Source organism: Pantoea ananatis LMG 2665 (assembly GCF_000710035.2).
Taxonomy (GTDB): Bacteria; Pseudomonadota; Gammaproteobacteria; order Enterobacterales; family Enterobacteriaceae; genus Pantoea; species Pantoea ananatis.
In genome coordinates, this window is record NZ_JMJJ01000008.1 from 70,706 (window position 1) to 86,679 (window position 15,974).

Annotated in this window: 19 protein-coding genes; 12 read left to right on the forward strand and 7 right to left on the reverse strand. The window is 49.6% G+C overall.

Annotated elements, in window-relative coordinates; translation table 11 throughout:
- Positions 1-7: 7 nt before the first annotated feature.
- From waaA to coaD, 3 genes are read left to right on the forward strand one after another with little or no spacing between them, the layout of a single operon-like run.
- Positions 8-1,282, forward strand: coding sequence for a lipid IV(A) 3-deoxy-D-manno-octulosonic acid transferase (waaA, locus tag EL29_RS17755; RefSeq protein WP_013027734.1), 1,275 nt, complete (start codon positions 8-10; stop codon positions 1,280-1,282).
- A complete protein-coding gene (locus EL29_RS17760; RefSeq protein WP_013027735.1) occupies positions 1,282-2,061 on the forward strand; it encodes a glycosyltransferase family 2 protein in 780 nt (259 codons plus the stop codon). Before waaA ends, EL29_RS17760 begins: the two co-directional genes overlap by 1 nt.
- Positions 2,058-2,537: a pantetheine-phosphate adenylyltransferase gene (gene coaD, locus EL29_RS17765; RefSeq protein ID WP_014604743.1), complete on the forward strand. Its 480-nt coding sequence runs from the start codon at positions 2,058-2,060 to the stop codon at positions 2,535-2,537. The genes EL29_RS17760 and coaD overlap by 4 nt, the downstream gene beginning before the upstream one ends.
- On the opposite strand, the gene mutM is transcribed toward coaD, so the two are convergent.
- The 4 genes from mutM to radC all read right to left on the reverse strand — a co-directional run bounded on the left by mutM (position 2,534) and on the right by radC (position 4,732).
- The gene (gene mutM / locus EL29_RS17770) at positions 2,534-3,343 is read right to left on the reverse strand and encodes a bifunctional DNA-formamidopyrimidine glycosylase/DNA-(apurinic or apyrimidinic site) lyase (RefSeq protein WP_019105393.1); all 810 of its coding nucleotides are present in this window, start codon (positions 3,341-3,343) and stop codon (positions 2,534-2,536) included. The genes coaD and mutM overlap by 4 nt on opposite strands.
- A 69-nt stretch (positions 3,344-3,412) precedes the next feature.
- Positions 3,413-3,580: a 50S ribosomal protein L33 gene (gene rpmG / locus EL29_RS17775; protein ID WP_001051798.1), complete on the reverse strand. Its 168-nt coding sequence runs from the start codon at positions 3,578-3,580 to the stop codon at positions 3,413-3,415.
- A gap of 20 nt (positions 3,581-3,600) precedes the next feature.
- Positions 3,601-3,837 (reverse strand): 50S ribosomal protein L28, encoded by a 237-nt coding sequence (gene rpmB, locus EL29_RS17780; protein WP_006121249.1) that lies wholly within the window; start codon positions 3,835-3,837, stop codon positions 3,601-3,603.
- A gap of 238 nt (positions 3,838-4,075) precedes the next feature.
- Positions 4,076-4,732, reverse strand: coding sequence for a RadC family protein (gene radC, locus EL29_RS17785; RefSeq protein ID WP_014333010.1), 657 nt, complete (start codon positions 4,730-4,732; stop codon positions 4,076-4,078).
- A gap of 180 nt (positions 4,733-4,912) precedes the next feature.
- Between radC and coaBC the strand changes: the two genes are divergently transcribed.
- The 3 genes from coaBC to slmA all read left to right on the forward strand — a co-directional run bounded on the left by coaBC (position 4,913) and on the right by slmA (position 7,286).
- Complete coding sequence (gene coaBC, locus EL29_RS17790) at positions 4,913-6,133, forward strand: bifunctional phosphopantothenoylcysteine decarboxylase/phosphopantothenate--cysteine ligase CoaBC (protein ID WP_014604740.1); 1,221 nt, start codon at positions 4,913-4,915, stop codon at positions 6,131-6,133.
- Positions 6,111-6,569 carry a dUTP diphosphatase gene (gene dut / locus EL29_RS17795; protein WP_014333008.1) on the forward strand — a complete coding sequence of 153 codons (459 nt, stop codon included), beginning with the start codon at positions 6,111-6,113 and terminating at the stop codon, positions 6,567-6,569. The genes coaBC and dut overlap by 23 nt, the downstream gene beginning before the upstream one ends.
- Positions 6,570-6,689: 120 nt before the next feature.
- Positions 6,690-7,286, forward strand: coding sequence for a nucleoid occlusion factor SlmA (gene slmA / locus EL29_RS17800; protein WP_013027741.1), 597 nt, complete (start codon positions 6,690-6,692; stop codon positions 7,284-7,286).
- 28 nt (positions 7,287-7,314) lie between these two features.
- Here slmA and pyrE read toward each other — a convergent pair whose 3' ends face one another.
- Together pyrE and rph are read right to left on the reverse strand one after the other, a co-directional pair.
- Positions 7,315-7,956 carry an orotate phosphoribosyltransferase gene (pyrE, locus tag EL29_RS17805; RefSeq protein WP_013027742.1) on the reverse strand — a complete coding sequence of 214 codons (642 nt, stop codon included), beginning with the start codon at positions 7,954-7,956 and terminating at the stop codon, positions 7,315-7,317.
- A gap of 48 nt (positions 7,957-8,004) precedes the next feature.
- Entirely contained in the window at positions 8,005-8,721 is a 717-nt protein-coding gene (gene rph, locus EL29_RS17810; RefSeq protein WP_013027743.1) for a ribonuclease PH, read from the reverse strand.
- 153 nt (positions 8,722-8,874) lie between these two features.
- Between rph and EL29_RS17815 the strand changes: the two genes are divergently transcribed.
- Positions 8,875-10,059 (forward strand): NupC/NupG family nucleoside CNT transporter, encoded by a 1,185-nt coding sequence (locus EL29_RS17815; protein WP_013027744.1) that lies wholly within the window; start codon positions 8,875-8,877, stop codon positions 10,057-10,059.
- Between the two features lie 35 nt (positions 10,060-10,094).
- Here the strand turns inward: EL29_RS17815 and EL29_RS17820 are convergent, their stop codons facing one another.
- A complete protein-coding gene (locus tag EL29_RS17820) occupies positions 10,095-10,529 on the reverse strand; it encodes a DUF3574 domain-containing protein (RefSeq protein ID WP_014333006.1) in 435 nt (144 codons plus the stop codon).
- 157 nt (positions 10,530-10,686) lie between these two features.
- Here EL29_RS17820 and EL29_RS17825 point away from each other — a divergent pair, with 157 nt between their 5' ends.
- The 5 genes from EL29_RS17825 (at position 10,687) to lpxP (ending at position 15,834) form a co-directional block, all read left to right on the forward strand.
- Complete coding sequence (locus EL29_RS17825; protein ID WP_013027746.1) at positions 10,687-11,550, forward strand: YicC/YloC family endoribonuclease; 864 nt, start codon at positions 10,687-10,689, stop codon at positions 11,548-11,550.
- Between the two features lie 352 nt (positions 11,551-11,902).
- Positions 11,903-12,718: a DUF3289 family protein gene (locus EL29_RS17830; RefSeq protein WP_019105391.1), complete on the forward strand. Its 816-nt coding sequence runs from the start codon at positions 11,903-11,905 to the stop codon at positions 12,716-12,718.
- Entirely contained in the window at positions 12,715-13,194 is a 480-nt protein-coding gene (locus EL29_RS17835) for a DUF943 family protein (RefSeq protein WP_019105390.1), read from the forward strand. The genes EL29_RS17830 and EL29_RS17835 overlap by 4 nt, the downstream gene beginning before the upstream one ends.
- A gap of 923 nt (positions 13,195-14,117) precedes the next feature.
- Positions 14,118-14,393, forward strand: coding sequence for a YmdA family protein (locus tag EL29_RS17840; RefSeq protein WP_019105388.1), 276 nt, complete (start codon positions 14,118-14,120; stop codon positions 14,391-14,393).
- Between the two features lie 517 nt (positions 14,394-14,910).
- On the forward strand, positions 14,911-15,834 hold the full coding sequence (lpxP, locus tag EL29_RS17845; RefSeq protein WP_014333004.1) for a kdo(2)-lipid IV(A) palmitoleoyltransferase: 924 nt from the start codon (positions 14,911-14,913) through the stop codon (positions 15,832-15,834).
- Positions 15,835-15,974: the final 140 nt, after the last annotated feature.

Below are 15,974 nucleotides of genomic sequence, written 5' to 3' on the forward strand. Positions count from 1 at the left end.
GGTAACTATGACGACCATTTACACCGCATTGCTTTATCTCATTCAGCCACTTATTTGGCTGCGCCTGTGGCTGCGCGGTCGTAAAGCTCCTGCCTACCGTAAACGTTGGGCAGAGCGTTATGGCTATTGCGCCGGAAAAGTGAAGCCTGAAGGCATCGTTTTACACTCGGTTTCCGTGGGCGAAACCCTGGCGGCAGTGCCGTTGGTGCGCGCGCTACGTCATCGCTATCCAACGCTACCTATCACCGTCACAACCATGACGCCAACCGGTTCTGAACGTGCGCTCTCTGCTTTTGGCAAAGATGTGCATCATGTTTATTTGCCTTACGATCTCCCCAACGCCATCAATCGCTTTCTTGATACGGTCAATCCACGCCTGGTGATCATTATGGAAACCGAGCTGTGGCCTAACATCATTCGTATCCTGCACCAGCGCCATATTCCCCTGGTGATTGCTAATGCCCGACTTTCCGAACGATCGGCTAAAGGCTATCGCAAGCTTGGCAAGTTCATGCGTAATCTTTTACAAAGTATCACGCTGATCGCCGCACAAAACGCCGAGGACGGTGAGCGGTTTGTGCAACTCGGCCTGAAGCGCTCGCATCTGTCGGTTACCGGCAGCCTGAAGTTTGATATTTCTGTTACGCCCGAGCTGGCCGCAAGAGCAGTAACGCTACGCCGGCAATGGGCACCCCGTCGCCCTGTCTGGATTGCCACCAGCACTCATGAGGGTGAGGAAGCTATCCTGTTGGATACGCACCGTCGCTTATTACAAACCTTTCCGGATTTGCTGCTGATTCTGGTGCCGCGTCACCCGGAGCGTTTTAACGATGCCCGAGAGCTGACGCAGAAGCGCAACTTCAGTTTTACCCTGCGCAGCAGCGGTGAAATCCCATCCGGCTCAACGCAGGTTGTGATTGGCGACTCGATGGGTGAACTGATGTTGCTGTATGGCATTGCCGATCTGGCCTTTGTTGGCGGCAGCCTGGTTGAGCGCGGTGGTCATAACCCGCTCGAACCCGCCGCTCATGCTATTCCTGTGCTTATGGGCCCCCATACCTGGAACTTCAAAGATATTTGTAGCAAGCTGCAACAGGCACAGGGGCTGATTACCGTTACTGATGTCGCATCGCTGGTAAAAGAGGTGACGAACCTGCTGCAGGACGATGATTATCGTCGCTACTACGGACGCCATGCCGTAGAAGTGCTGCATCAAAACCAGGGCGCCCTTCAGCGTTTGCTGCAGTTACTTGAACCACACCTGCCGCCACGAGCCCATTAATGACATCCACTCGCCAACGCCTTTCAGTCGTGATGATTGCCAAAAATGAAGCAGAGCTGCTGCCTGACTGTCTTGCATCAGTGAGCTGGGCCGATGAGATTATCGTGCTGGATTCTGGCAGCACGGACGACACGATGGCGCTGGCCCGGGCAGCAGGCGCGCAGGTTTTTCAGGCGAGGGAATGGCAGGGCTACGGCAAACAGCGCCAGCGGGCGCAGAGTTTTGCCAGTTGCGACATGATTTTGATGATCGACGCCGATGAGCGAGTCACGCCAGAGTTACGTCAGGCCATTGAACGGGTGCTTGAGGCGCCGCCAGGCGACACCGTTTACAGCTTCAGCCGCAGTAATCTTTTTTTGGGGCGATTCATGCGCCACAGCGGCTGGTACCCTGATCGGGTGATGCGTCTTTACCCACGTACGTTAAGCTATAACGATAACAGCGTGCACGAGTCACTCAACACCGAAGGCGCCTCCGTGCAGGCCCTCAAAGGCGATTTACAACACCTGACCTGTCGTAACCTGATGGCTTTCCAGCGTAAGCAGCTGGCCTATGCAGAGGCCTGGGCACAGGAACGATTTCAGCGCGGAAAAACCTGCAGCCTGTTTTCGGTCTTCAGTCATGCGCTCGGCGCCTTCGCGAAAACGCTGCTGCTGCGTGCCGGCTTTCTTGATGGTAAACAGGGTTGGCTGCTGGCGGTCGTCAATGCCCAGTACACCTTCAACAAATATGCAGCGCTATGGGCGCTGACTCATGCTTCGGCGAAAGGGCGCACATGACCACGAAAGCTATTTATCCAGGCACCTTCGATCCCATCACATTAGGCCACATCGATATTGTGACGCGTGCTGCGCAGATGTTTGACCGGCTGGTCGTAGCCATTGCCGCCAGCCCGAGCAAAAAGCCCTTATTCACGCTTGATGAAAGAGTTGCGCTGGCGCGTCAGGCGACCGCGCATCTGGCGAACGTTGAGGTGACAGGTTTCAGCGATCTGATGGCGAACTTTGCCCGCACTCAGCAGGCAAACATTCTGGTGCGCGGATTGCGTGCCGTGTCAGATTTTGAATATGAGACACAGCTGGCGCGTATGAACCGGCATTTGCTGCCGACGCTGGAAAGCGTGTTTTTGATGCCATCGGAAAACTTTTCTTTTATCTCTTCTACCCTGGTGAAAGAAGTGGCGCGGCACGGCGGCGACGTCTCGGCCTTCCTGCCCGCGCCTGTCCACCAGGCTCTGCTGGCAAAACTGCCTTAGTGTTGACAGTTGGGGCACCAGTAAGTGCTGCGTTGCCCATGCTTGCCACTGACAATCGGTGTGCCACATGCTCTGCAGGGCTCTCCCGCGCGACCATAAACCTGTAGCTCTTGTGCAAAATAGCCCGGTTTGCCATCACTTTGTAAAAAGTCGCGTAATGTTGTTCCGCCCTGCTCGATTGAGCGCAGCAGTACCGCTTTGATGGTATTCGCTAATATCGCCGCATCTTCATGGGAAAGGCTCATTGCGGGTCGATCAGGAATGATCCCTGCCGTAAACAGTGACTCACTCGCATAGATGTTACCCACGCCAACGACAATTTTATTGTCCATTAGCCACTGCTTAATCACCGTTCGCTTTCCGCGGGATTTTTCAAACAGATAGTCACCACTGAACGCTTCACTCAGCGGCTCTGGGCCGAGGTGTGCCAGTACGCTACTGCCGGCCAGGTCGCTGCTCCACAGCCAGGCGCCAAAACGCCGGGGATCGGTATAGCGCAGGACTTTACCGTTGCTCATGACCAGGTCGACATGATCGTGTTTGGCTGCGGGCAACTCTTCTGAAAGGACACGTAAACTGCCTGACATACCCAGGTGGATAATAATCCAGCCGTGCGGCAATTCGAGTAAAAGGTATTTGGCACGACGTTGAACGCTCAGCACAGGCTGATCGCTTAACGCCAGGATTTCTTGTGACACTGGCCAACGCAAACGCGCATTGCGCACGACTGCGTGAAGAATTGTCTGACCAACCAGATGTGGCTCAATGCCGCGTCGGCTGGTTTCTACCTCTGGCAACTCAGGCATAACCTCTCCCCTGCGCATTACACAAACAAAAAACCCGGCCTGAGCCGGGTTTTTTGCAGAAAACCAAAATTACTTAATTTTGGCTTCTTTGTAGATCACATGCTGACGTACAACCGGATCGAACTTTTTCAGTTCAAGTTTCTCTGGTTTAGTACGTTTGTTCTTCGTGGTGGTATAGAAGTGACCTGTACCAGCAGAGGAAACCAGCTTGATCTTCTCACGAATACCTTTAGCCATGATTCAGTTCCTTAGTACTCTTAGTACTTCTCACCACGGGCACGCATGTCGGCTAACACCGTATCAATGCCCTTTTTATCAATAATACGCATACCTTTTACAGATACACGCAGAGTAACGAAGCGCTTCTCGCTCTCAACCCAAAAACGGTGTGAGTGCAGGTTCGGAAGGAAACGGCGTTTCGTCGCGTTCATTGCGTGGGAACGGTTGTTACCGGTCACCGGACGCTTTCCAGTTACCTGGCAGACTCGTGACATGTCTATTCTCCAAAAATCAAATCAGCTCGAGCTTTAAAAATTAGGTTTTGGCCGCCTCGTCAGGCTTACAGCCCGCCAGGCGAGTTCCATGGAACCCGCTAAGCTGGCCTAACCGCCAAACCCGAGATTCTCAAAGGTGGCGTAGTATACGCCGCTCGGCCCAAGTGCTCAAGTCCCGAACAGATAAAGATCCCGAATGATCGTGTAAAAATCCGCCACCTGGACCAGATTTTCAGGCTCAGAGCCATCCCCGCTCGGTAAATGAGACCGATTCACCCCGTCCAATCACTAAATGATCGAGCACGCGAATATTGACCAGCCGACAAGCTTCGCAGATTTTAACGGTAATGTCGCGGTCAGCCTGACTCGGTTCGGCTCTTCCTGACGGATGATTGTGTGCGATGATTAACGCTGCGGCATTAATTTTAAGCGCCTCGCGCACAATTTCGCGCGGATGCACTTCCACACTGTTAATCGAGCCTGAGAACATTTGCCGGGCGGTTATCACCCTGTGTTGATTATCCAGAAACATCACGATGAAAATCTCACGTTCCTGCTCTGCTAACAGCGTTTGCAGATACTGGCGTGTCGCAAGCGGGCTGTCGAGGGTATTTTCACGGGCCAACTGGCTGGCGAAAAACCGTTTAGCCAGCTCAGCAACGGCACGTAGCTGAATTAGCTTAATTTCCCCCGCCCCTTTGATTCCTTTGAAATCCTCCGCACTGGCGTTCACGATGTTGTAAAGCGACCCCAGCTCTTGCAACATCTGCTGCGCCAGCTTCATCACCGGTACGCCTCTTGAACCCGTACGTAAAAAGATGGCCAGCAGTTCTGCATCGCTTAATGCATCTGCGCCCAGTCGCTTGAGTTTTTCCCGTGGTAGAAAATGATTCATTGCTGCTCTCCCTGTCGCCCCCTGTATCATCCTCTGGCAGTTAACACGCGACCAGTGAGCAAATGTGATTCTTCGGCACTTCTCGCAAACGCAGCCTTTGAACAGGTGACGGCAAGGTTTTGTGATAAAATTCGCCCATTCCGCCGTGGCTGTACGGCAACTGAAAACGAGGTCAACTGCATGATGGGATTAGCCGGTAAAAAAGTGCTTTTAGGCGTAAGCGGTGGCATCGCAGCCTATAAAACCCCCGAGCTGGTGCGCCGTCTGCGCGATCGCGGTGCCGATGTGCGCGTGATGATGACCCATGCAGCAAAAGCGTTTATTACGCCCCTCAGCCTCCAGGCCGTATCGGGCTACCCGGTAATGGACGATCTGCTCGACCCGGCAGCAGAGGCCGCCATGGGCCATATTGAGCTGGCCAAATGGGCCGATCTGATTCTGCTGGCACCCGCATCCGCGGATTTAATCGCGCGCGTCACAGCCGGTATGGCGAACGATTTAGTGACAACCGCCGTGTTGGCTACCGCGTCGCCTGTCGCGATTGTGCCGGCGATGAATCAACAGATGTACCGCGCCGCCATCACGCAAACGAACCTGACGACGCTCCAGGCGCGCGGCGTATTCATCTGGGGGCCTGACAGCGGCAGCCAGGCATGCGGCGATGTCGGGCCGGGCCGCATGCTCGACCCACTGGCTATCGTTGACCATGCGGTTCAGTGGGCCAGCCCCGTCAACGATCTGCAACATCTCAACATTATGATTACCGCCGGCCCGACTCGTGAAGCCCTCGATCCCGTGCGCTATATCAGCAACCACAGCTCAGGAAAAATGGGTTTTGCCATTGCGGCCGCGGCCGCCAGACGCGGTGCCAGCGTCACACTGATTAGTGGCCCGGTTAGCTTAGCAACGCCCGTGGGCGTTAAGCGGGTGGATGTAACGTCGGCACGGGAGATGCAGTCTGCGGTGATGGATGAGATAAATAAACAACATATTTTCATTGCAAGCGCAGCCGTGGCAGACTACCGGGCAGCCGACATTGCGGATGAGAAAATCAAGAAACAGGATGACGATGATAATGTCACCCTGCAGCTCATTAAAAATCCCGATATCGTCGCGGGCGTTGCCGCATTAACGCAGGGCCGGCCTTTTGTGGTTGGATTTGCGGCTGAAACCCAGAATGTGGAAGAATACGCCCGAAAAAAACGCGCGCGTAAAAAGCTGGACCTGATCTGTGCTAACGACGTGTCGAAAGCTGGACAAGGGTTCAATAGCGACACCAATGCTCTTCACCTTTTTTGGCAGGAAGGAGAAAAGACCTTACCGCTCAGCGATAAGTCACTCCTTGGTCAACTTTTAATAGACGAGATTGTCAGCCGTTATGATGAAAAAAATAGACGTTAAAATTCTGGATGCGCGCGTCGGCAAAGATTTTCCATTGCCGACCTATGCGACACCGGGTTCCGCTGGGTTAGATCTTCGTGCCTGTATTGATGACGTGATGGAAATCGCCCCCGGGACTACAACATTAATCCCTACTGGCCTGGCTATCCATATTGCCGATCCGAGCCTTGCTGCTGTCATCCTCCCACGCTCAGGACTGGGCCATAAACATGGCATCGTACTGGGTAACCTGGTGGGGCTTATTGATGCCGATTATCAGGGTCAACTGATGGTATCGGTATGGAATCGGGGTCAGGAAAGCTTTACGCTACAGCCGGGCGACCGCATGGCCCAGCTGGTTTTTGTTCCTGTCGTTCAGGCCGAATTCAATCTGGTAGAAGAGTTTGATGCCAGCTTGCGCGGTGAAGGCGGCTTCGGTCACTCAGGTCGTCAGTAACCAGCACTACCTATTTTCACTTACGCTCATCATTTTATTTCTCATCGCCATAGGTGTTTATCTTGTGGCTGATGCGTAGGTGTTGCCTGTTTATGGTGAAATTCAGGGGTTTTTAAGGGCATGGCAGAAAAAAAAGTCGTAAAGCGGAATCGTCGCGAAGAGATTTTGCAGGCGCTGGCGCAGATGCTTGAGTCCAGCGATGGCAGCCAACGAATCACTACCGCGAAGCTCGCGGCCAACGTCGGTGTTTCGGAAGCGGCGCTGTATCGTCATTTTCCCAGCAAAACACGGATGTTTGACAGCCTGATCGAATTTATTGAAGACAGTCTGATTACCCGCATCAATCTCATTCTTAAAGATGAAAAAGAAACAATGGCGCGCCTGCGTCTTATTGTGCAGCTGATTCTGGGGTTTGGTGAGCGTAATCCGGGGTTGACACGTATTTTAACGGGTCACGCGCTGATGTTTGAACAGGATCGTTTACAAGGGCGCATTAACCAGCTGTTTGAGCGCATTGAAGTCCAGCTACGTCAGGTGATGCGTGAGCGGAAAATGCGAGAGGGTGAAGGCTTTCAAACCGATGAAGCATTATTAGCCAGTCAGCTACTGGCTCTGTGTGAAGGATTACTGTCGCGTTACGTTCGCTCGGAGTTCCGCTTTAGTCCCACCGCTGACTTTGACACCCGCTGGCCGCTGATTGCGGCACAGCTGGTGTAACAGGCAGGCGGGCAGCGCCCGCCTGTAATCAGACGCCGTACGCTTTTTGATACGCACGCACCTGCGCTAAATGATCGGCCATATGCGTTTTTTCAGCCAGATAGTCGATCAGGTCGTTGAGCGTGATAATGGCGGTAACCTTGCAGGAATAGTCACGTTCCACTTCCTGAATAGCGGAAAGCTCTCCCCGGCCACGCTCCTGACGATCCAGTGAAATCATGACGCCAGCCAGACTCGCATCATGAGCATTAATGATATCCATCGACTCGCGGATTGCCGTGCCTGCCGTGATAACGTCATCGACCAACATAACTTTACCCTGTAGCGGGCTTCCCACCAGCAGACCGCCCTCACCGTGATCTTTCGCCTCTTTACGGTTAAAGCAGTAAGGCACATCCCGGTCATGATGATCGGCTAAGGCAACCGCTGTCGTGGTCGCAATAGGAATCCCTTTATAAGCGGGCCCGAACAGCAAATCGAAATCCACGCCGCTGTCCACTAACGCCTGCGCATAGAAACGCCCCAGCAGCGCTAAGTCTCGCCCGCTGTTAAACAGACCGGCATTAAAGAAATAGGGACTTTTACGACCAGATTTTAACGTAAACTCACCAAATTTAAGCACCTGCTTATTCAGTGCGAATTCAATAAACTGCCGCTGCCAGGCTTTCATGTCTTACTCCTCAGATAAAAAAAGGCGACTCTGCGGTCGCCTGTTACTTTATTTTTCCAACGCCGCTTTTTGCGCCTGAATTAACTCTTCGATGCCGCCGCGGGCCAGCGCCAGCAGTGCCAGCAACTCTTCATGGCTGAAAGGTTCGCCTTCCGCCGTGCCCTGCACCTCGATCATACGGCCGTCTTCCATCATCACGACGTTCATATCGGTTTCAGCTGCGGAGTCTTCAACATATTCAAGGTCACACAGGGCTTCACCGTTAACAATGCCCACAGATACCGCCGCGACCATCCCTTTCATCGGGTTCGCTTTGAGCTTACCGCTGGCAACCAGTTTGTTTAGTGCATCCGCCAGTGCCACGCAGGCGCCGGTGATAGATGCGGTACGGGTGCCACCATCAGCCTGGATGACGTCGCAATCAAGCGTAATGGTATATTCACCCAGCACTTTAAGATCGACGGCTGCGCGGAGTGAACGGGCGATCAGACGCTGAATTTCCAGCGTGCGGCCGCCCTGTTTGCCTTTCGCGGCTTCACGTGCCATGCGGCTATGCGTTGAACGCGGCAACATGCCATATTCGGCAGTGACCCAGCCCTGTCCCTGTCCTTTGAGGAAGCGCGGAACACCTTCATCCACCGTGGCAGTGCAGAGCACTTTGGTTTCACCGAATTCCACCAGAACGGAACCTTCTGCGTGTTTAGTGTAATTGCGGGTCAATGTGACTGGACGCACCTGATGTGCGCTACGGCCTGCTGGACGCATGGTTATCTCCGGCTTGCAAATGATTGGCTGCGTATTATACGGACTTCCTGGCCCGCTGTCTCTTGCAGTGGGCTGTAAGGCTCAGGATGAAATTCATGTGGGAGTATGGCTAAATGCCCTACCTTTTGCCGCATTTTACGAACAGATTAAACTATGGCCGCTATTTTACATTTCCTGCTGGCGCTGGTGGTGATTTTCGCCCTTGCGCTGTTGGTCAGTCATGACCGTAAACACATTCGTCCGCGCTATATCATTCAGCTCATTATCGTTGAAGCCGCGCTGGGCTGGTTTTTCCTTCATTCTGCCAGTGGACTGGCGTTCGTGGGAGCGGTGGGCAGCTTCTTTGAAACATTACTGGGTTTTGCTGCACAAGGCACAGAGTTTGTTTTTGGCGGCATGAGTCAGCAGGGCCTGGCCTTTATCTTTCTTGGCGTACTTTGCCCGATTGTTTTTATTTCCGCTCTGATTGGTATTTTGCAGCACTGGCGCATTCTGCCGTTGCTAATCCGCCTGGTGGGAACTGTCCTGTCTAAAATCAACGGCATGGGAAAGCTGGAATCTTTTAATGCGGTCAGTACGCTGGTACTGGGTCAGTCTGAAAACTTCATCGCATATAAAGGTATTCTGGCGGATATCCCGCCGAAGCGCCTTTACACCATGGCGGCAACCGCTATGTCTACCGTCTCGCTTTCCATTGTCGGTGCATACATGTCGATGATTGAGGCTCGCTATGTCGTGGCGGCGCTACTGCTCAATATGTTCAGCACCTTTATCATTCTGTCGATTATCAATCCCGGTAAGGAAAGCGAGGAACAGCCTGTAGCCCTGGATAAGTTGCATGAGGAGCAGAGTTTCTTCGAAATGCTGGGAGAGTACATCCTGGCGGGCTTTAAAGTGGCGATGATCATTCTGGCAATGCTGATCGGTTTTATTGCGCTGATCGCGGCCGTCAATGCGCTGTTCGCAGCGCTATTCGGCTACAGTTTCCAGCAGCTCCTGGGCTATGTTTTTTACCCTTTTGCCTGGTTAATCGGCATCCCCGCCGTAGACGCCCTTCAGGCTGGGAGCATTATGGCCACTAAACTGGTGGCCAATGAATTCGTCGCCATGATCGAACTGAAGAAAGTGGCGGCAGGCATGACGCCGCGTGGATTAGGCATCCTGTCGGTATTCCTGGTCTCGTTTGCTAACTTTGCGTCGATTGGTATTGTGGCAGGCGCGATTAAGGGGCTGAACGAACAACAGGGGAACGTCGTCTCCCGATTTGGCTGGAAACTGGTTTATGGTTCGACCCTGGTAAGCCTGCTTTCGGCTGCGTTCGCCGGACTGTTTATCTGATCATCTTACGGCGGCCTGGGCCGCCGTTAATGGCATCAGAAACTCACGCAGGAAGGCGAATCGACACGCATGACCGATTCCTGACCAAACTGTTTTTTATACTGCTCACGTAGTGCTTCGACACGGCTGTTGTTATCGCTGTCAAAGTTATAGATGAGCACCAGCGCTTTGCTTTTCTCACGCGCCAGCTGACCGTTTTCACCCAACCACTGCCCTTGCGCATCATAAACCGAGAGCCCGGCTTTAAAGCGAGGCGTCACTTGTTTATCGATAAAATTCATCCAGTCCAGCGAACTCACGCTACCGCCTTGTGGCTTACTGAGACCAAACCACAATGTGGTTTGCATCATCACCTCACCGCCAGCACATATGGGAACAGGTCGGGTTGATGGCACAGGTGGCGGTGATGGCGAATGACAGCCAGCCAGCAGTAAGGTCAGCATTACAGGAAAGCGTAATACGTGAGACATAAACGGGGTCCTCAACGAGTAAGCCAGTAAACAGCATAAGTGCCTGTTGCTGAAAGCGGAAATAATTTGTTCTCTCATCCTGCTGCTGCTTACACCTGTTATGGTTAGCTTTGCCTCGTTATACTGACTTTAATCTTTCTGAAAATGAGTAACGCTTATGATCCGCAGTATGACCGCCTACGCCCGCCGTGAAGTTAAAGGCGAATGGGGCAGCGCCGCCTGGGAGCTGCGTTCCGTTAACCAACGTTATCTTGAAACCTATATTCGTCTGCCAGAGCAGTTCCGCGGACTGGAGCCGATGATTCGGGAACGCATTCGCCAGCGTCTGACGCGCGGTAAAATCGAATGTAATCTGCGCTTTGATGCCGATCCCGGCGCACAAGGCGAGCTGATGCTGAACGAGTCGCTGGCTAAACAGCTGGTTCAGGCCGCTAACTGGGTGAAGATGCAGAGCGACGAAGGCCAGATCAATCCACTGGATATTTTGCGCTGGCCTGGCGTGATGTCTGCGCCAGAACAGGATCTGGACGCGATAAATACACAGCTGATTCAGGCGCTGGATGGCGCACTGGATGATTTCATTGCTGCACGTGAGAGCGAAGGCAGCGCATTGAAATCCCTGATCGAGCAGCGTCTGGAAGCGGTAACGCATGAAGTCAGTAAAGTGCGAGCTCAACTGCCTGATGTCATTAAGTGGCAGCGTGAAAGGCTGATCGCCAAACTGGAGGACGCCGAAGTGCAGTTGGAAAACAACCGCCTGGAGCAGGAACTGGTGATGATGGCGCAACGTGTGGATGTAGCAGAAGAGCTGGATCGCCTGGATGCGCACGTTAAAGAGACGTACAACATTTTGAAGAAAAAAGAAGCCGTCGGACGTCGGCTCGACTTCATGATGCAGGAGTTCAACCGCGAGTCGAACACTCTGGCCTCGAAATCGATTAATGCAGAGATCACCAATTCAGCCATTGAGCTGAAAGTGCTGATTGAACAGATGCGCGAGCAGATCCAGAATATTGAATAATTTTCTCTTGTTTTCCAAAGCTTTTCAATATTTATCAACGCCCTGATTTATCAGGGCTTTTTATTTCCAACCTGTTTTGTACGTTTCAATTTGTTTCATCCAAGCGGTGAGCACGTCAAAGTATTGAGACCAGGCTATGACAGTAATTTGAGAAAAAGATGAGATTCTCAGCACTTCCCTTTCCCGTATATGAAGTTTATTATTACACTAATCAGCTATAGGTTAAGAGTCAGAAATGAATATCTTGTAATGACAAGGAACTGAGTTTACAGACATGACGATATTTAAAGATTTGGATCTACCTTCACAAGTAAGAGTTTGGTCTGAAAATTAATATCATAAGGAAGTTATTATGTCAGCTATGGTGTTCCCAGTCACACTTTATCAGACTAAGCATCAGTTCAATGACCACAGCTCTGATGATATGCAATGTGGCGATCTTACTGAAAAACAGCTTAGAAGCGACTTAGGTCTTGATGATGTTTCTGATGTCGTTGATCCGTGGACTGGAGAGGAAGTCTCAATATTTAGTTCCTTCCGTAAATCCCAACCAAAATCAAAAACGGTAATTGCTCAAATCCTTTTCGATGAGTTTCTTCGAGTGTCATTGCCTACATATTACTTAGGGCAACATAATTTATTTAATAATCTTGTAAAGCATTTTTATCATGGCAATGGAAAAAGCTATTCCAGCCCTTTTCTTGATAGTGCATATAAAAGTTTGATAATAAACGAACAATCCTCTCCGTTATCTTCGCTAAAAATAATCCAGTCTATGCTCGATAAGGTTGCCATTGATGTAAAAAATGGCTTATCTGATGCCGACAAAGATTCAATAACTAAAGCAATAGGAAATTCAATACTTCCTAAGTTCAACAGATGGGCAGATAGCTTCAATGGGTTAGGAATGTCTATACATGACATATATGCCACAAAGATTCAACTCACTAAACTTGATATCACTGAGAGTGGTTATGTAGCGAAAGTAACTTTTACAGGACAAGACCATTTTGGTCTCGACAAAACTGACATTATGAATATGAAGTTTCACTATATTAGGGCATTTCGCATCTGGTTTGTGCTCCAACGATGGGAAAAATTTTCATTTAAACCTTTTTTTACAAATATGAAAGCCGAGTTTGAAATTAGTAGTCGGAGGAATGGATGAAAGCCAGAAAAATTATAATATTTATATTATCAGCTATTATTCTTGTGTTTTTTTATTTGAATTTTTTTAATTCTACTAAAGTCCTTGCCGTTCACGGAGCTGGCTCTAATAAAGAGTTTTTAGTTAAAAACATGCCTTTCAGTGATAGTAGTAAAATTGAGTGGTGGGATAATAATGGAACTAAAACTCTCTCATCCGCTGAAACTTACTTTGTTTCAATCTGGAAGTTTGACGGAAAATATCAAAAGCTTGCTCCTAAAAATTCAGGTATTTTTCCAGATCATGATACTGATTATTTACTATGTTTTGATGACATGAATACAGAAGAAAATTGTATTGAAAAGTCTAACTGGATCATGGACATAACTAAGACAAAGGATGGCTATACCTATTACCGAATAGGAACCGAATCTTACTATCGGAAACCTTCTGGTGAACTCATGCAAGGTGAAAGATCAAAGACAACCATTCAATGACATATGTAATCGTAACCTGGCAAGCTGAACAGCTTGCCACTGTTATAAATGGGGAGTTGATTGGGGAGTAAAATGATAAACCCGTCACATATAAAATCATTAAGGTTATGATAAATAGCATTTATTTTATTTTAATCAACATTCAGATTCAAAATATCGAGTAATAGATAATTTCGCTTTATAGCGTTTACTACGTCACTTCATCATTATCAAGTCCTTGTAATAGCGGACTTTTCACATTGCTGCTCAGCAAATTTAGGCGCGTAAAAAAGGCTCAACAACCTGCTGTAAGCGCACTGGGCGCCCGTTTTACTGATGCTTTCTGGTCAGACAGATAAAATCTGTAACCCTTTAGTGTTAACTTATCATTTTCGGTGCTCCCTTTTTTAACGGAACATGGAATTGATTTTTATCGTCAGTATTATGCAGCCCTCTCGGCAAGGCCTCCTTATTTCTTAAGTAAACCGTCCTCACCGAAGAACCTTCGCCAACCGAATAGTGAGATGTGATAAGCAGGCCGGAAACTAAAACGCGAAGAAGCCCAGACGCACAACAATCCAAGTACGGATAATGAACATGTTTTCATCTGGGTGATACATGACCTGTATGCCGCATTTCAGCCTACCTGCACCCCAATTTTCATACGCATTATTGAAACGGGTTGTTTTGTGATTGACCGCCCAGTATTCAGGCGAATTTGTTAAAAAAGAGAAAATCTTACTAAGAAAAAAAATGCCCATAAGGTGTTGAACTATAATCCACTAAGCTTCTTCCAGAAATCGGCATTAATAAGAGTCTGTAAGTGCTAATCACTCACACTATCGTATAAAATAATTTTTAAAAAATAAAAAAGCACGATCGACTAAAGTTTTATTATTTGGTGCCGTTCTTTGTTTATGAAAATCAACACAGAGTGTCAAGCCATGAAAAAACTAACTTATGTATTTGTCTTAATGGCATTATCATCCTCGTCATTTGCAACTGGCGGCCAAATCACTTTTCGTGGTGCTATTGTGGAGACCGGATGTGATACCCTGATTGTTCATTCTCAGATTAAGCAAAGCTGCACAAGAGGGGGTAAAACCGAAGCTGCCACCCTAGGGTTGAATGACAGCCAGCAATCTTTGCCATTCAAGCTGGGCACGATGCAGTTAAAAAAAGTCGGTAATTACCGCATGATGACTGTGAATTACTACTAGCGCTCCTTTTTTGTACAGCATGTTCTTTCAGGCTATGATGTGACGTACGGGGACAGACGTGTATAGCCTGTGAAGACGCATGTCCTTACTCTCTCCTCTTATGATCTGCCGAAATCACTTATCGCACGGATCATGTCGCTTTTCATCACATCCCGGCGCATACTCGTCCTTAGCCAATTTTTAGAATTTTGCCACTCTGAATGTAAGTTTTTCGAAAAGATTTTAGCTTGTGAGTACAGAACTGTCTTAATTTCCCTACGCTTCCCTTAACGTTCTGGCTTTACAAGAGTATACTTAAGACGTTGTTTTTAAATCATTAAAAAATAAAACACCACCCTGTTTTGTTCGTTCAGTAGGCCATTCCATCGATCGTCTTAATCCACAGGATGACGAAAGCTCACTGTGACAGAGGGCACTTTTTGATAAAGTGCTGGTCGTAGTTAGTACAGCCGTACCGCTTGGGAACTTAAGGAATGGGTCTTTTTGCGTTACATCCATCAATCCTTTAAGGTCAATGATGAAAAACACCAGGCAGTTCAGCAGCACACTTTTACACCCGCGTTATTGGTTTACATGGTTCGGTCTAGGCATTCTCTGGCTTCTGGTTCAACTCCCTTATCCTGTTCTGATGAGATTGGGTGCAGGTGCCGGTAAACTTTCCCGTCATTTCCTTCAGCGCCGAGAGCGTATAACCCGTCGTAATATTGAACTCTGCTTTCCTTTTATCAGTGACGAAGAAAAAGAAAGCATGATCGCGGGTAATTTTGCCTCTCTCGGTATGGCACTGGTTGAAACGGGTATTGCCTGGTTCTGGCCTGATCATGCGGTTAAACGTTTATTCAACGTCTCTGGCCTTGCAAACCTCTATTCAGCTCAAAATGAAGGCCGTGGCGTGATGTTAATCGGCATCCATTTTATGTCCTTAGAGCTGGGTGGCCGCATCAGCGGGTTGTGTCAGCCGATGATGGCTATGTACCGTCCGCATAACAACCGCGCGATGGAATACGTACAAACCAAAGGCCGGATGCGTTCCAACAAGGCGATGATTGACCGTCGCGATCTGCGCGGCATGGTGCAGGCACTTAAGCAGGGCGAATCTGTCTGGTTTGCGCCGGACCAGGATTACGGCCCTAAAGGCAGTACATTTGCGCCTCTGTTTGCCGTTGAGAAAGCAGCGACAACGAACGGTACCTATGTTTTATCCCGCCTGGCCAAGCCGGCTATGGTGCCAATCATGCTGATTCGTAATCCCGGCAACGATGGCTATAAACTTATTATTGAACCGATTCTGGAAAACTATCCTCACAAAGATGAATCAGCCGCTGCTGCTTACATGAATAAAGTGATCGAAAGCCAGATTATGCGCGCGCCGGAGCAGTACCTCTGGCTACATCGCCGGTTTAAAACGCGCCCACCGGGTGAAGCGTCTCTTTATGTATAAAGACAAAGCAGGCTCTGGCCTGCTTTACTTTTTCAGGCGGGATTTGTTTTACCGTTACGGCAAACAAGACAGGTTCAGCCTGAAAGCAGAAACCCTATCCAGCCCCGCCTTTCCCTGCTTTCTTTAATAACTGCCTAAGG

Bases quoted from the DNA above. Each gene is read 5' to 3' on its own strand.
- radC (WP_014333010.1), bottom strand. From the start codon at position 4,732: ATGAATCATTTTCTACCACGGGAAAAACTCAAGCGACTGGGCGCAGAT.
- pyrE (WP_013027742.1), bottom strand. From the start codon at position 7,956: ATGAAAGCCTGGCAGCGGCAGTTTATTGAATTCGCACTGAATAAGCAG.
- dut (WP_014333008.1), top strand. From the start codon at position 6,111: ATGATGAAAAAAATAGACGTTAAAATTCTGGATGCGCGCGTCGGCAAA.
- EL29_RS17830 (WP_019105391.1), top strand. From the start codon at position 11,903: ATGTCAGCTATGGTGTTCCCAGTCACACTTTATCAGACTAAGCATCAG.
- rpmG (WP_001051798.1), bottom strand. From the start codon at position 3,580: ATGGCTAAAGGTATTCGTGAGAAGATCAAGCTGGTTTCCTCTGCTGGT.
- EL29_RS17760 (WP_013027735.1), top strand. From the start codon at position 1,282: ATGACATCCACTCGCCAACGCCTTTCAGTCGTGATGATTGCCAAAAAT.
- rph (WP_013027743.1), bottom strand. From the start codon at position 8,721: ATGCGTCCAGCAGGCCGTAGCGCACATCAGGTGCGTCCAGTCACATTG.
- EL29_RS17820 (WP_014333006.1), bottom strand. From the start codon at position 10,529: ATGTCTCACGTATTACGCTTTCCTGTAATGCTGACCTTACTGCTGGCT.
- EL29_RS17835 (WP_019105390.1), top strand. From the start codon at position 12,715: ATGAAAGCCAGAAAAATTATAATATTTATATTATCAGCTATTATTCTT.
- coaBC (WP_014604740.1), top strand. From the start codon at position 4,913: ATGATGGGATTAGCCGGTAAAAAAGTGCTTTTAGGCGTAAGCGGTGGC.
- rpmB (WP_006121249.1), bottom strand. From the start codon at position 3,837: ATGTCACGAGTCTGCCAGGTAACTGGAAAGCGTCCGGTGACCGGTAAC.
- EL29_RS17815 (WP_013027744.1), top strand. From the start codon at position 8,875: ATGGCCGCTATTTTACATTTCCTGCTGGCGCTGGTGGTGATTTTCGCC.
- EL29_RS17825 (WP_013027746.1), top strand. From the start codon at position 10,687: ATGATCCGCAGTATGACCGCCTACGCCCGCCGTGAAGTTAAAGGCGAA.
- lpxP (WP_014333004.1), top strand. From the start codon at position 14,911: ATGAAAAACACCAGGCAGTTCAGCAGCACACTTTTACACCCGCGTTAT.
- waaA (WP_013027734.1), top strand. From the start codon at position 8: ATGACGACCATTTACACCGCATTGCTTTATCTCATTCAGCCACTTATT.
- coaD (WP_014604743.1), top strand. From the start codon at position 2,058: ATGACCACGAAAGCTATTTATCCAGGCACCTTCGATCCCATCACATTA.
- mutM (WP_019105393.1), bottom strand. From the start codon at position 3,343: ATGCCTGAGTTGCCAGAGGTAGAAACCAGCCGACGCGGCATTGAGCCA.
- slmA (WP_013027741.1), top strand. From the start codon at position 6,690: ATGGCAGAAAAAAAAGTCGTAAAGCGGAATCGTCGCGAAGAGATTTTG.
- EL29_RS17840 (WP_019105388.1), top strand. From the start codon at position 14,118: ATGAAAAAACTAACTTATGTATTTGTCTTAATGGCATTATCATCCTCG.